13 protein-coding genes are annotated in these 13,439 nt (G+C 71.8%); 7 read left to right on the top strand and 6 right to left on the bottom strand.

The features are described 5' to 3' along the window. Positions 1 to 14: 14 nt before the first annotated feature. From folP to ACZ79I_RS22255, 5 genes are all read left to right on the top strand, one after another. A complete protein-coding gene (gene folP, locus ACZ79I_RS22275) occupies positions 15 to 875 on the top strand; it encodes a dihydropteroate synthase (RefSeq protein WP_471499244.1) in 861 nt (286 codons plus the stop codon). After that, complete coding sequence (locus ACZ79I_RS22270; protein WP_381087346.1) at positions 872 to 1,375, top strand: nuclear transport factor 2 family protein; 504 nt, start codon at positions 872 to 874, stop codon at positions 1,373 to 1,375. Before folP ends, ACZ79I_RS22270 begins: the two co-directional genes overlap by 4 nt. A gap of 226 nt (positions 1,376 to 1,601) precedes the next feature. Further along, positions 1,602 to 1,961 (top strand): dihydroneopterin aldolase, encoded by a 360-nt coding sequence (folB, locus tag ACZ79I_RS22265; RefSeq protein WP_471499243.1) that lies wholly within the window; start codon positions 1,602 to 1,604, stop codon positions 1,959 to 1,961. Next, a complete protein-coding gene (folK, locus tag ACZ79I_RS22260) occupies positions 1,958 to 2,569 on the top strand; it encodes a 2-amino-4-hydroxy-6-hydroxymethyldihydropteridine diphosphokinase (RefSeq protein WP_471499242.1) in 612 nt (203 codons plus the stop codon). Before folB ends, folK begins: the two co-directional genes overlap by 4 nt. A 79-nt stretch (positions 2,570 to 2,648) precedes the next feature. Then, complete coding sequence (locus ACZ79I_RS22255) at positions 2,649 to 3,140, top strand: DUF3180 domain-containing protein (RefSeq protein WP_471499241.1); 492 nt, start codon at positions 2,649 to 2,651, stop codon at positions 3,138 to 3,140. Positions 3,141 to 3,173: 33 nt separating this feature from the next. Here the strand turns inward: ACZ79I_RS22255 and folE are convergent, their stop codons facing one another. From folE to dacB, 6 genes are all read right to left on the bottom strand, one after another. Further along, positions 3,174 to 3,779 (bottom strand): GTP cyclohydrolase I FolE, encoded by a 606-nt coding sequence (folE, locus tag ACZ79I_RS22250; RefSeq protein ID WP_471499240.1) that lies wholly within the window; start codon positions 3,777 to 3,779, stop codon positions 3,174 to 3,176. A gap of 144 nt (positions 3,780 to 3,923) precedes the next feature. Further along, a complete protein-coding gene (ftsH, locus tag ACZ79I_RS22245; RefSeq protein WP_471505138.1) occupies positions 3,924 to 5,951 on the bottom strand; it encodes an ATP-dependent zinc metalloprotease FtsH in 2,028 nt (675 codons plus the stop codon). A gap of 219 nt (positions 5,952 to 6,170) precedes the next feature. Continuing rightward, positions 6,171 to 6,731, bottom strand: coding sequence for a hypoxanthine phosphoribosyltransferase (gene hpt / locus ACZ79I_RS22240; protein ID WP_471499239.1), 561 nt, complete (start codon positions 6,729 to 6,731; stop codon positions 6,171 to 6,173). A 231-nt stretch (positions 6,732 to 6,962) separates the two neighbouring features. Next, positions 6,963 to 7,994 (bottom strand): tRNA lysidine(34) synthetase TilS, encoded by a 1,032-nt coding sequence (gene tilS / locus ACZ79I_RS22235; protein ID WP_471499238.1) that lies wholly within the window; start codon positions 7,992 to 7,994, stop codon positions 6,963 to 6,965. Between the two features lie 191 nt (positions 7,995 to 8,185). After that, positions 8,186 to 9,319 carry a zinc-dependent metalloprotease gene (locus ACZ79I_RS22230; protein ID WP_471499237.1) on the bottom strand — a complete coding sequence of 378 codons (1,134 nt, stop codon included), beginning with the start codon at positions 9,317 to 9,319 and terminating at the stop codon, positions 8,186 to 8,188. Positions 9,320 to 9,439: 120 nt separating this feature from the next. Continuing rightward, positions 9,440 to 11,029, bottom strand: a complete 1,590-nt coding sequence (gene dacB / locus ACZ79I_RS22225; protein WP_471499236.1) for a D-alanyl-D-alanine carboxypeptidase/D-alanyl-D-alanine endopeptidase — start codon at positions 11,027 to 11,029, stop codon at positions 9,440 to 9,442. 79 nt (positions 11,030 to 11,108) lie between these two features. Here dacB and ACZ79I_RS22220 point away from each other — a divergent pair, with 79 nt between their 5' ends. Further along, positions 11,109 to 11,600 carry an inorganic diphosphatase gene (locus ACZ79I_RS22220; protein ID WP_471505136.1) on the top strand — a complete coding sequence of 164 codons (492 nt, stop codon included), beginning with the start codon at positions 11,109 to 11,111 and terminating at the stop codon, positions 11,598 to 11,600. 134 nt (positions 11,601 to 11,734) lie between these two features. After that, entirely contained in the window at positions 11,735 to 13,423 is a 1,689-nt protein-coding gene (locus ACZ79I_RS22215; RefSeq protein ID WP_471499235.1) for a threonine/serine exporter family protein, read from the top strand. Positions 13,424 to 13,439: the final 16 nt, after the last annotated feature.

The raw sequence follows: 13,439 nt of genomic DNA, 5'->3' as shown, positions 1-13,439 counted from the left end.
CCTACGCTGAACGTATGAGCACGAAGACCGGGCGGGGCCACGTGGCGGGCCTTCCGACATGGGACCGCTGCGCGGTCATGGGTGTGGTCAACGTCACCCCCGACTCCTTCTCCGACGGCGGCCGCTGGTTCGACACCACCACCGCGGTCAAGCACGGCCTCGACCTGGTCGCCGAGGGAGCCGACCTCGTCGACGTCGGCGGCGAGTCCACCCGCCCGGGCGCCACCCGCGTCGACGAGGCCGAGGAGCTCAGGCGCGTCATCCCCGTCGTCCGCGGCCTCGCCTCCGAGGGCGTCACCGTCTCCGTGGACACCATGCGCGCCTCCGTCGCCGAACAGTCCCTGGCCGCCGGCGCCGCCCTCGTCAACGACGTCAGCGGCGGCCTCGCCGACCCGGCGATGATCCCGGTCGTCGCGGCCGCGGGTGCCCCCTTCGTGGTCATGCACTGGCGCGGCTTCCTGCAGGGCGACACCGTCGGGGGCGTGTACCGGGACGTCGTCACCGAGGTCGTCGACGAGCTGCACGCGCGCGTGCAGGCCGTCCTGGAGGGCGGCATCGCCCCCGACCGGATCGTCGTCGACCCCGGCCTCGGCTTCTCCAAGGAGGCCGAACACGACCTGGCGCTGCTCGCTCGTCTGGACCGCCTGCACGGCCTCGGCCACCCCCTGCTGGTGGCCGCCTCCCGCAAGCGCTTCCTGGGACGCGTCCTCGCCGGTCCGCTGGGCGCACCGCCGCCCGCCCGCGAACGCGACGCGGCCACCGCCGCCGTCTCCGCCCTCGCCGCGCAGGCGGGCGCCTGGGCGGTGCGCGTGCACGAGGTGCGCGCGACAGCGGACGCCGTACGCGTCGCACGCGCCATCGAAGGAGCCCGGTGAGCACCGCCCACACGGATGTCGAGCAGGTCGAGCAGGCCAACACCGCCTTCTACGAGGCGATGGAGCGGGGTGACTTCGAGGAGCTGTCGTCGCTGTGGCTGGCGCCCTCCGACCTGGGCGTCGACGAGGAGTACCACGACCCTGCGGACACCGGCGTGATCTCCTGCGTGCACCCCGGCTGGCCCGTGCTGACCGGCCGCGGCGAGGTCCTGCGCTCGTACGCGCTGATCATGGCGAACACCGAGTACATCCAGTTCTTCCTCACGGACGTCCATGTCTCCGTGACCGGTGACACCGCCCTGGTCACCTGCACCGAGAACATCCTCAGCGGTGGTCCGGCCCCCGAGGACAGCGACGAGCTGGGTCCCCTCGTCGGCCAGCTGGTGGTCGCCACGAACGTGTTCCGCCGCACCCCCGACGGCTGGAAGCTGTGGTCGCACCACGCCTCCCCCGTCCTGACCGAGTCCGGTGACGAGGAGGAGGACGAGTCCCCCTCGTGAGGACGCTCGTTTGGATCCGCCCGCTCCTGGGTAGAGGGCGCTGACCGACCCGTGAGCCGCCGTGTTCCCTGGGGAAAACGTCCGATGAACGCTCCCGACCGTCACACGGGCGCGCGACCCCGTGCGCGAGCACTGTCGGTGCCCGCAGGTAGATTCGTTCGAGGCTGGTGTGCCGACCGCGCTCGGTGAGTACCCGCCGCTACCGACGATTGCAGGAGTGATTCGCGTGGATCGTGTCGCGCTGCGCGGCCTGAAGGCCCGCGGGCACCACGGTGTGTTCCCCAAGGAGCGCGAAGAGGGCCAGACCTTCATCGTGGACCTTGTCCTGGGCCTGGACACCCGGCCGGCCGCGGCCGACGACGACCTGTCGAAGACGGTGCACTACGGCGTCGTGGCGGAGGAGGTCGTGGCCCTGGTCGGGGGAGAGCCCGTCGACCTCATCGAGACGCTCGCCGAGCGCATCGCCCTGTCCTGCCTCAAGCACGCCCCGGTCCTGGAGGTCGAGGTCTGCGTCCACAAACCGGACGCCCCGATCACGGTGCCGTTCGACGACGTGACCGTCACCATCACCCGGAGCCGAGTATGACCGCCTTCTTCACTGGGGGTCAGAGCGACCCGACCGTACAGCCGGTGCCCGCCTCCGTCGTGGAACGCGTGGACGCGGCCGACACCACCCTGCAGAACCCCAAGCGCGCGGTGATCTCGCTGGGGTCGAACCTGGGCAACCGGCTGGAGACGCTCCAGGGCGCGGTCGACGCGCTCGAGGACACCCCCGGCGTGCGCGTCAAAGGGGTCTCGCCGGTGTACGAGACGGAGCCGTGGGGCGTGGAGCCGGGCAGCCAGCCGGCGTACTTCAACGCGGTGGTCGTGCTGAAGACCACCCTTCCGCCCTCGTCCCTCCTGGAGCGGGCCCACGCGATAGAGGAGGCGTTCCACCGTGTGCGGGAGGAACGCTGGGGGGCACGCACCCTCGATGTGGACATCGTCACGTACGCGGACGCCGTGTCCGACGATCCGATGCTGACGCTCCCCCACCCGCGCGCCCACGAGCGGGCCTTCGTCCTCGCCCCGTGGCACGATCTGGACCCGGAGGCCCGCATCCCCGGCCGCGGCCCGGTGGCGGACCTGCTCGCCGCCGTCCCCCGGCACGGGGTCACGCCACGGACCGACCTGGAACTCCGGCTGCCCGAGTAGTCGTTAAGGTCTACCGGACCGGGGATCCTCCCGCCCGACGACCGTGTGCGGGCGACCACCGGGCCGACGAAGGGACATCGTGAGAGAGCTGCGCATCAGGACGCTGGCGGCGGTGTTCGTGGTGGCCGGGGTGCTGTCCTGGGCGGGCGCGCGCCTGTGGAACTCGGTGGGCACGCTGCCCCGCGTCCCCCTGGCCGCGCCCGTCGTCCTCGCCTTGATCGCCGTGGTCCTGCTGGCCACGGCGCTCTCCCTGCGCTCCCGCCTCAGGGCGCAACGGGAGCGCCGTCCCGGCGCCAAGGGCGTCGACCCGCTGATGGCGGCGCGCGCGGTCGTCTTCGGCCAGGCGAGCGCCCTGGTCGCAGCCCTGGTCGCCGGCATGTACGGCGGCACGGGCGCCTTCCTCCTGGAGTCCCTGGACATCCCCGCCCGCCGCGACCAGGCTATCTACGCCGGCTTCTCGGTCGTGGCGGGCATCGGCGTCATAGCGGCGGCCTTCTTCCTGGAGCGGGTCTGCCGGCTCCCGGAGGACGACGACGAGCACCACAACGGCGGGACCGCACCGGTCTCCTGAGGCGCGGAGGGCGCCTCGCAGGCCCTGCGGGCCTCAGTGCGCCATGATGAGGCTCATCGCCTCGTTGCGGGTGGCCGCGTCCCGCAGTTGACCGCGCACCGCCGACGTGATCGTCTTCGCGCCGGGCTTGCGGATGCCGCGCATCGACATGCACATGTGCTCGCACTCGACCACGACGATCACACCCCGCGGTTCGAGGATGTCCATCAGCGAGTCGGCGATCTGCGTCGTCAGGCGCTCCTGCACCTGCGGCCGGCGCGCATAGACGTCCACGAGCCGGGCCAGCTTGGACAAGCCGGTGATCTTGCCGGTGGCGGCCGGGATGTAGCCCACGTGGGCGACTCCCCTGAACGGCACGAGATGGTGCTCACACGTCGAGAACACCTCGATGTCCTTCACGAGCACCATCTCGTCGTGACCGAGGTCGAACGTCGTCGTCAGGACGTCCTCCGGCTTCTGCCACAGGCCCGCGAATATCTCCCGGTAGGCCCGGGCCACTCTGGCCGGCGTCTCGCGCAGCCCCTCGCGGTCCGGGTCCTCCCCGACCGCGATGAGCAGTTCCCGTACGGCGTTCTCGGCTCGCTTCTCGTCGAACTCACCGATCGCGCCCTCGCCGTACAGCGTCACCGGGTCGGTCATCTGGTGCCTCGTTCCTGCGCCTGCGACGCGCACGGATTGCGTGTCTGATGTGCGGCCCCACGGACGTGCCGCGCCCCCCAGGCTAGAACCCTGGGGGGCGCGGCTGAAATTCCGGTCCTGGTGGGCCCGGGGGAGAGCTGTGGGTCAGCTCTCGCGGCGGTCCTCCGGGACCGCCTCCGTGGCGGGGAGGGACTCCGTCGCCTTGGCGATCGACGGGGTGGCGCCGTTCGCCCCGTTCGTCAGCGCCAGCTCCTTGGGGGAGAGCACCGGCGGGCGGGTGGAGGGGGTGCGGCGCGAGGACCCGGTCCAGGCCGGCCGCGGCGGACGCTTGACGATGGGGGCGAAGATCTCGGCGATCTCCTCCTTGCCCAGCGTCTCCTTCTCCAGCAGCGCGAGCACCAGGTTGTCGAGGACGTCGCGGTTCTCGACCAGGATCTCCCACGCTTCGTTGTGCGCATTCTCGATGAGCTTCTTGACCTCTTCGTCGACGAGCGCCGCGACCTCTTCCGAGTAGTCGCGCTGGTGCGCCATCTCACGTCCGAGGAACGGCTCGGTGTTGTCGCCGCCGAACTTGATCGCTCCGAGGCGCTCGGTCATGCCGTACTGCGTGACCATCGCGCGCGCCGTCGCGGTCGCCTTCTCGATGTCGTTCGCCGCGCCCGTGGTCGGGTCGTGGAAGACGAGCTCCTCGGCCGCTCGGCCGCCCAGCATGTAGGCCAGCTGGTCCAGCATCTCGTTGCGGGTCGTGGAGTACTTGTCCTCGTCCGGGAGCACCATCGTGTAGCCGAGTGCGCGGCCGCGGGACAGGATCGTGATCTTGTGGACCGGGTCGGAGTTCGGCGAGGCCGCCGCGACCAGGGCGTGTCCGCCCTCGTGGTACGCGGTGATCTTCTTCTCCTTGTCCGACATGATCCGGGTCCGCTTCTGCGGGCCCGCGACCACACGGTCGATCGCCTCGTCCAGCATCTGGTTGTCGATCAGCTTGCGGTCGCTGCGGGCCGTCAGCAGCGCCGCCTCGTTGAGCACGTTCGACAGGTCCGCGCCGGTGAAGCCCGGGGTGCGGCGGGCGACGGCCGCCAGGTCGACGTCCGGGGCGACCGGCTTGCCCTTCTGGTGGACCTTGAGGATCTCCAGACGGCCCTGCATGTCCGGGCGGTCGACCGCGATCTGGCGGTCGAAACGGCCGGGCCGCAGGAGGGCCGGGTCGAGGATGTCGGGACGGTTCGTGGCGGCGATGAGAATCACACCGCCCTTCACATCGAAGCCGTCCATCTCGACGAGCAGCTGGTTCAGGGTCTGCTCGCGCTCGTCGTGACCGCCGCCGAGGCCGGCGCCGCGGTGACGGCCGACCGCGTCGATCTCGTCGACGAAGACGATGGCCGGGGCGTTCGCCTTGGCCTGCTCGAACAGGTCACGGACCCGGGAGGCACCCACACCGACGAACATCTCGACGAAGTCGGAACCCGAGATCGAGTAGAACGGGACGCCCGCCTCGCCGGCGACCGCGCGGGCGAGCAGCGTCTTGCCCGTACCGGGCGGGCCGTAGAGGAGCACACCCTTGGGGATCTTGGCGCCGACGGCCTGGAACTTGGCCGGCTCCTGGAGGAACTCCTTGATCTCGTGGAGTTCCTCGACCGCCTCGTCCGCGCCCGCGACGTCCGAGAACGTCGTCTTGGGGGTGTCCTTGGTGATGAGCTTCGCCTTGGACTTCCCGAAGTTCATGACCCGGGAGCCGCCGCCCTGCATCTGGTTCATCAGGAACAGGAAGACGACCACGATGAGGACGAAGGGGAGCAGGGAGAGCAGGATTCCGACGAAGGGGTTCTGCTTCGACGGCGAGACCGTGTAGCCCTTCGGGATCTGCTTGTTCTGGTACTTGTCCTGCAGGGTGTTGGCCAGGTTCACGCCCTGGTCGCCGATGTAGCTCGCCTGGATCTTGGAGCTGCCGTCGACCTTCTGGCCGTCCTTGAGCGAGACCTTGATGACCTGCTCGTCGCCGGTGGTCAGCTTGGCCGATTCGACCCTGTTGTCATTGATCGCCGCAACGACCTTGCCGGTGTCCACCGTCTTGTAGCCGCCCGAAGAGCCGACGACCTGCATCAACACGACCACGGCAAGGACGGCCAGCACGATCCACATGACCGGCCCACGGAAGTATCGCTTCACGTCCATCCACACGGAGCGGTGCCGCCCCGTCCCTCCTGCCATAGTGAGTTTGATAAAGACAGTTCTTCCGACGGTACCCCAGGATTGTCACCCGCAGCCGCAGGGAACGAGTGGGATACCGCTCACGCATCCTCCAACGGCGCGAAACCCCGTGGGGTTCCCGAGCGTCTTGGAAAGAACGGGACCAAGGGCCCGCCGCCGCGGACGGCGGCCGGCCCCCGGGGTTCAGCCGCCGTAGACGTGAGGCGCGAGCGTACCGACGAACGGGAGGTTGCGGTACTTCTCCGCGTAGTCGAGGCCGTAGCCCACGACGAACTCGTTCGGGATGTCGAAGCCGACCCACTCCACCTCGATGGCGACCTTGGCGGCCTCGGGCTTGCGCAGCAGCGTGCACACCTTGAGGGAGGCGGGCTCGCGCGAACCGAGGTTGGAGATCAGCCAGGACAGGGTCAGGCCCGAGTCGATGATGTCCTCGACGACCAGGACGTGCTTGCCCTTGATGTCGGTGTCGAGGTCCTTGAGGATCCGCACCACGCCGGAGGACTGGGTGCCCGCGCCGTAGGAGGACACCGCCATCCAGTCCATGGTGACGGGGGTGGACAGCGCCCGGGCGAGGTCGGCCATGACCATCACCGCGCCCTTCAGGACGCCGACGAGCAGCAGGTCCTTGCCCGCGTACTCCGCGTCGATCTTCGCGGCCAGTTCGGCCAGCTTGGCGTCGATCTCTTCTTTGGTGATGAGCACCTGCTTGAGGTCGGCACCCATGTCTTTCGCGTCCACCCGCATCACTTTCGGTCGTCCCGCACTTGTCGCTCGTCCGCCTCCGGGTTCCGGTGCCGCCGTCGACGGTCGGCCGTACCCGGACGTCCGCCGCGCGGCGGCGGCCGCACGCCGGCCCCGGACCGCGCGGCCCGATCGAGCACGCTCTCCCTGTTCGACAGCGGCGCCCCTCGGCTCGCTCGCGCGGCTGACCGGTGCTCCCCGAAGGGACGACCGGCACCCCCCGGGGGGCGTCTTTCAGCCTTGCCGAATCACCAGTCTGCCACCCTGCCGCTGGGCGACGACTTTGCCCGGCAGGTTGATGGCTCCCTGGCCGCGCCAGCCGGTGATCAGGCGGTCGACCTCCTCGATGTGGCGGGCGAAGAGGGATCCTGCCGGGGCACCGGCCTCGATGGCGGCGCGGCGCAGGATCCGGCGGCGGACGGCGGGGGGCAGGGCGTAGAGCTTGGCGCACTCCAGGAGGCCCGACGCGTCGCGCACGGCGGCCTCGGCCCGGCCGGCCCAGGCGTCGAGGGCGTCGGCGTCGTCGCGGGAGAGCTGGGCCGTGCGGGCGAGTGCCTCGACGACGCCCTTGCCGAGCGCCTTCTCCAGGGCGGGCAGGCCCTCGTGGCGGAGGCGGGAGCGGGTGTAGGAGGGGTCGGTGTTGTGGGGGTCGTCCCAGACGGGCAGGGACTGTGCCATGCACGCCTTGCGGGCGGTCTGCCGGTCGAGGTGGAGGAAGGGGCGGCGGTAGCGGCCGTCGGCCCCCGAGACCGCGGCCATGCCGGACAGGGAGCGGATACCGGAGCCGCGCGCGAGGCCGAGCAGGACGGTTTCGGCCTGGTCGTCGCGGGTGTGTCCGAGGAGGACCGCGGTGGCGCCGTGGCGTTCGGCGATGGCGTCCAGGGCGGTGTAGCGCGCGTCACGGGCGGCGGCCTCCGGGCCGCCGTCGCGCCCGACGGTCACGGCGACGGACTCGACCGGGTCCAGACCGAGCCCGCGCAGGCGCAGGACGACCTCCTCGGCCCGCAGCTCGGAGCCGGGCTGGAGGCCGTGGTCGACGGTGATGCCGCCGGCGCGGATGCCGAGCTTGGGGGCTTCGAAGGCGAGGGCGGAGGCGAGCGCCATGGAGTCGGCGCCGCCCGAGCACGCCACCAGCACGAGCGGCGGGGAAGGGCGCTCGTGAGGCGCGTGCCCGGCGGTCCGGTGCGCGGTCTGCTCGGTGAGGATGTCGTGGAGGACGCGGCGTACCGCCAGGCGTATCGCCGCGACCGCAGGATGGGGACCCATGTCCGGTTCCCTTCGTGAAGTTTTCGGGGGTGAGCCCGAGACCGGTCACTCAGAGTGTGTAGATGGTGACAGAAACGGGGCGTTACCCGAGCATTGCACGCCTGCCCGTACCTCACGCTCCCTCGGACGGGTGATTGGCGAGGCGTTCACCTGCCGACGGCCGGATTCGTGTCACCGCGCTCGCGCGGGGCTCACGACTCCGCCTTCCGGTGCACCCGCGCGACCCAGTCCGCCGGTTTGGCGATCTCCGCCTTGGTCGGGAGGGTGTTCGGGGAGGTCCACACGCGGTTGAAGCCGTCCATGCCGACCTGGTCGACGACCGCACGCACGAACCGCTCGCCGTCGCGGTACTGGCGGAGTTTGGCGTCCAGGCCCAGCAGTTTGCGCAGGGCGAGGTCGAGGCGGGAGGCGCCCCTGGCCCGGCGCTGCTGGAACTTCTCGCGGATCTCCGCCACCGACGGGACGACGTCCGGGCCGACGCCGTCCATCACGAAGTCGGCGTGCCCTTCCAGGAGGGACATCACCGCGGTGAGGCGGCCCAGGATCTCGCGCTGCGCGGGCGTCTGCACCAACTCCACGAAGGAGCGGCCGTCGTCGCCCTCCTCGCCCTCGGGACGGCCGCCCGCGAGCGCCTGGACGGCTTCCCTGACGCGCTCCAGGACGGTCATGGGGTCGATGTCCGTCTCCCCCAGGAAAGACTGGATCTCGCCCTCCAGATGGTCGCGCAGCCAGGGCACCGCGGTGAACTGCGTGCGGTGCGTCTCCTCGTGCAGGCAGACCCAGAGGCGGAAGTCGTGGGGCTGCACGTCCAGTTCGCGCTCCACGTGCACGATGTTCGGCGCGACCAGCAGCAGGCGGCCGCCGCCGTCCTCGCCCGCCGGGAGGTCGCGGGTGGCCGGGGCGAAGGTCTCGTACTGGCCCAGGACCCGGGAGGACAGGAACGACAGGAGCATGCCCAGCTCCACGCCGGTGACCTTGCCGCCGACGGCGCTCAGCACGGCTCCGCCGGGGCTGCCCGCGCGCCGCTCCTGCATCCGGTCGAGGAGGGGCTTGAGGATCTCCCGGAACCCGGCGACGTTCGCCCGGACCCAGCCGGGCCGGTCGACGACGAGGACGGGGGTGTCGTGCACGCCCTGTTCGCCCATACGAGTAAAGCCCCGGACGTGTTCCTCCGAGGCCCTCGCGTGCCGGCGCAGCTCCGCGACGACGGCCCGGGCCTCGTCGCGGCTCACGTCGGGGCCCGGCCGCACGAGACGGGTCGCGGTCGCCACCGCGAGGTTCCAGTCGACCATCCCAGGGGATGCAGCACCACCGATGCTCGTCATGCGTCAACGGTACGTGCTCGTGCGCGGGTGCGGTGAGGGGTGCGGCGCCGGGTCGGCGCCCGTGCCGGGGCCCGTACCGGGACCCGTACCGGGGCCCGTGGTGCGGGTGGGGCGGTGCCGTCACCGGCAGCCGCAGTCCGCCAGGGCCGCCGCCGTACGGTCCAGGGCCGCTCTGGCCGTCGTCGGGTCCATCGAGCCGCCCGTCAGGAACGCGAAGGCCAGCAGGCGGCCGTCGGTGTCCACCACCGTCCCGGCGAGCGTGTTGACGCCGGTCAGGGAGCCCGTCTTGGCGCGTACGAGGCCGATGCCCGGGCGTGTGGCGGCGTCCTCGTAGCGGTCGCTGAGCGTGCCGGTGAAACCGGCGACCGGCAGGCCGGTGAGCACCGGGCGCAGCTCGGGGTGGGACGGGGAGCCCGCGAGGGCCAGCAGGGCCGTCAGCAGGTGCGCGGTGAGCCTGTCGTTGCGGTCGAGGCCGCTGCCGTCGTGGAACCGCGCGCCGGCGAGGGGGAGGCCGAGCCCCTTCAGCCGGGCGGTGATCGCGGCCGCGCCCCCTTCGAAGGTCGGCTGCCCGCCGGTGGCGAGGGCGGTCTGGCGGGCGAGGGCCTCGGCGATGTCGTTGTCGCTGGTGGTGAGCATCCGCTCGACCACGGCGGACAGGGGCGGCGACTGGACGAAGGCCAGGGTCTGCGCGCGCCGTGTGGCCTTCGAAGCTCCCGGTGCCGAGGTCGTGATGCCGCGGTCGCGCAGCAGGTCGCCGAACGTGCGGGTGGCGTCGGCCGCCGGGTCCGCGGTGCGCGCGGCCGGCCCGCTGGTGGAGCCGTCCGTGCGTCCCTCGTCGGCCATCAGGGCGGTGACGGGGGCGAGGTTGGGGTTGGCCCCGATGGGGTGCAGCGCCCCGCCCTTGAACAAGGAGGTGTCGTACGAGAGCGTCACCGAGGTCAGATGACGCCGCTTCAGCGCGACGGCGGTCCTGTCGGCGAGGGTGCGCAGGCCGGCCCAGCCTCCGGCCTGCCTGCGGGCGGTCAGGGTCGGGTCGCCGCCGCCGACGAGCACCAGTTCCCCGGTGCCGGGCTCCAGGACCGCGCGCGTGGTCAGGCGGTGGTCGGGGCCGGCCGCGGAGAGCACCGCGACGGCCGTGGCGACCTTGGTGGTGGAGGCGGGGGTCAGCGGGTCGTCCGCGTCCTTGCCGTACAGGCGTGTGCCGGTGGTCACGTCGACGACCGCGGCGGAGCGCCGGGCGCCGAGGGAGGCGTCGCGCAGCAGCGGGTCGAGCACGTCGGCCAGGGCCTTGCCGCGCGGGGCGGACCCGGGGGCGTTCGCACCGCCGCCGAGGCCGGTCAGCACGGCCGCGGCGCTCGGCGCGGGCGCGGGTTCCCCGGCCGCCGCACCGGCACGGGACCCGTGATCTGCACCACCCTCGCGGTCCCGCACTGTGGCCCGCTCGCGCTCGGCCGTACGCTGACCCGTGGAGTCCCAGGGACCGGCTGCGGTCGCGGCCCCCGCCGCGAGCACCAGGCCCACGGTGGCGGCGACGGCCGTCAGCTGCTGGGTAGTGAGCCCTCCGGAGCGCGGGCGTACGGCATGCGCAACCCGCGTGACGTGCGGCTTCACCACACCACTGAGCCGTGCCACACGGGGTCTCACGGCGTGCGCGACCCGCACGAGATGCGGTCTCGCGGCCCGCCAAGCCCTCAGCTCTGGCACGACCACCAGCCCCTTTCGCGATCACACATCTGCGTGAGGGACACTTAACCACCAGAACTATGTGCTGATCATGGAGGAGCGTCCGGTGGAGTTCGACGTCACGATCGAGATCCCGAAGGGTTCGCGGAACAAGTACGAGGTGGACCACGAGACCGGTCGTATCCGCTTGGACCGTCGGCTCTTCACCTCGACCAGCTACCCGGCCGACTACGGCTTCGTCGAGAACACCCTCGGCGAGGACGGCGACCCGCTGGACGCGCTCGTCATCCTGGAGGAGCCGACCTTCCCCGGCTGCCTGATCACCTGCCGTGCGATCGGCATGTTCCGGATGACCGACGAGGCCGGCGGCGACGACAAGCTGCTGTGCGTGCCGGCGTCGGACCCACGCGTCGAGCACCTGCGGGACATCCACCACGTCTCCGAGTTCGACCGCCTGGAGATCCAGCACTTCTTCGAGGTCTACAAGGACCTGGAGCCCGGCAAGTCCGTCGAGGGCGCGAACTGGGTGGGCCGCTCCGACGCGGAGGCCGAGATCGAGCGCTCGTACAAGCGCTTCAAGGAGCACGGCGGTCACTGACCCCGTTCCGGTCGCATCGCGGGCCGCGTGACCCCTTACGGGGTGACGCGGCCCGTTCGCGTATCGGCGCGCATACTGAGGCGCGCGGGAGGTACGTATCCGTAGGCACGGCACCAAGGGCAGGAGAGAGGCCGGTGGCTCAGCCGGGCGCGGAGGACCGCAAGCCGCGGTCGGACGAGGCGAGGAGCGCGTTCGCGCCCCCGGGGCGGGGCGAGGGCGAGTCCGCCACGACCTCCGAGTTCGCCGTGCCCCAGGGCCTCGACATGCCTGCGGCCGACACCGGGTCCGAGACGACGTCCGAGTTCGCCGTTCCGCGGGGGCTGGAGGTCCCGCCGCAGGCCACCGGGCCGGTGGGATCGGCGTTCAGCCCGCCGAGCACCTACAGCGCCGGGCACGCCCCGCCCGTCTTCACCCCGCCCTCGGGGATCCCCGCCGTCCGGCTGACCAAGGACGCGCCCTGGCAGGACCGCATGCGCACGATGCTGCGCATGTCGGTGACCGAGCGGCCCGCCCCGGAACCCGTGCAGAAGACCGACGGGTCGGCCCCCGCGGTGCCGCGCGTGCTCGACCTGACCCTCCGCATCGGCGAGCTGCTGCTGGCCGGCGGCGAGGGCGCCGAGGACGTGGAGGCGGCGATGTTCGCGGTCTGCCGGTCGTACGGGCTGGACCGCTGCGAGCCGACCGTCACCTTCACGCTGCTGTCGATCTCGTACCAGCCGTCCCTGGTGGACGACCCCGTGTCCGCCTCGCGGACGGTGCGCCGGCGCGGCACCGACTACACGCGCCTGGCGGCGGTGTACCGGCTCGTGGACGACCTCAGCGACCCGGAGGCGGCGATCTCCCTGGAGGAGGCGTACCGGCGGCTCGCCGAGATCCGCCGCAACCGCCACCCCTACCCCGGCTGGGCGCTGACCGGGGCGAGCGGGCTGCTGGCGGGCGCGGCGTCCGCGCTCGTCGGCGGTGATCTCGTCGTGTTCGTCGCGGCCGCGCTGGGCGCGATGCTCGGCGACCGGCTGGCGTGGCTGTTCGCGGGACGCGGGCTGCCGGAGTTCTACCAGTTCACCGTGGCCGCCATGCCCCCGGCCGCGATCGGCGTCGCGCTCACGCTCGCCGAGGTCGACGTGAAGGCGTCCGCGGTGATCACCGGCGGGCTGTTCGCGCTGCTGCCCGGGCGGGCGCTGGTGGCGGGCGTGCAGGACGGACTGACCGGTTTCTACATCACCGCGTCCGCGCGCCTGCTGGAGGTCATGTACTTCTTCGTGGGCATCGTGGTCGGCGTGCTCGTGGTCCTGTACTTCGGGGTGAAGGTGGGCGCCCAGCTGGACCCGGACGCGGCCCTGAACCCGGCCGAGCGGCCGGTGGTGCAGCTCGTCGCGTCGATGCTCCTGTCCCTGACCTTCGCGGTGCTGCTCCAGCAGGAGCGGTCCACCGTGCTGTGGGTGACCCTCAACGGGGGTGTCGCCTGGAGCGTGTACGGCGCGCTGCACTACCCGGGCGGCATCTCGCCGGTCGCCTCCACGGCGGTCGCGGCGGGTCTGGTGGGCCTTTTCGGGCAGGTGCTCTCGCGCTACCGGTTCGCGTCCGCGCTGCCGTACACGACGGCCGCGATCGGGCCGCTGCTGCCCGGCTCGGCGACCTACTTCGGGCTGCTGTCGATCGCCCAGAACCACGTCGACAAGGGTCTGGTGTCCCTGGCCAACGCCGCCTCGCTCGCCATGGCCATCGCGATCGGCGTGAACCTGGGGTCGGAGATCTCCCGGCTGTTCCTGCGGGTCGGCTTCGCCGGGGGGCGGAAGGCGGCGAAGCGGACCCGGGGGTTCTGACCGCCCGTAGCCGCGC

Source organism: Streptomyces sp. PSU-S4-23 (assembly GCF_055632315.1).
The sequence above is the reverse complement of the archived record's forward strand: the minus strand, read 5'-3'. Positions and strand labels throughout refer to the sequence as shown.

What these genes read in the sequence shown, in the direction of transcription:
- folE (WP_471499240.1), bottom strand. Translation starts at nt 3,779, where the DNA reads ATGACCGACCCGGTGACGCTGTACGGCGAGGGCGCGATCGGTGAGTTC.
- ACZ79I_RS22230 (WP_471499237.1), bottom strand. Translation starts at nt 9,319, where the DNA reads ATGACGAGCATCGGTGGTGCTGCATCCCCTGGGATGGTCGACTGGAAC.
- folP (WP_471499244.1), top strand. Translation starts at nt 15, where the DNA reads ATGAGCACGAAGACCGGGCGGGGCCACGTGGCGGGCCTTCCGACATGG.
- folK (WP_471499242.1), top strand. Translation starts at nt 1,958, where the DNA reads ATGACCGCCTTCTTCACTGGGGGTCAGAGCGACCCGACCGTACAGCCG.
- ftsH (WP_471505138.1), bottom strand. Translation starts at nt 5,951, where the DNA reads ATGGACGTGAAGCGATACTTCCGTGGGCCGGTCATGTGGATCGTGCTG.
- hpt (WP_471499239.1), bottom strand. Translation starts at nt 6,731, where the DNA reads ATGCGGGTGGACGCGAAAGACATGGGTGCCGACCTCAAGCAGGTGCTC.
- tilS (WP_471499238.1), bottom strand. Translation starts at nt 7,994, where the DNA reads ATGGGTCCCCATCCTGCGGTCGCGGCGATACGCCTGGCGGTACGCCGC.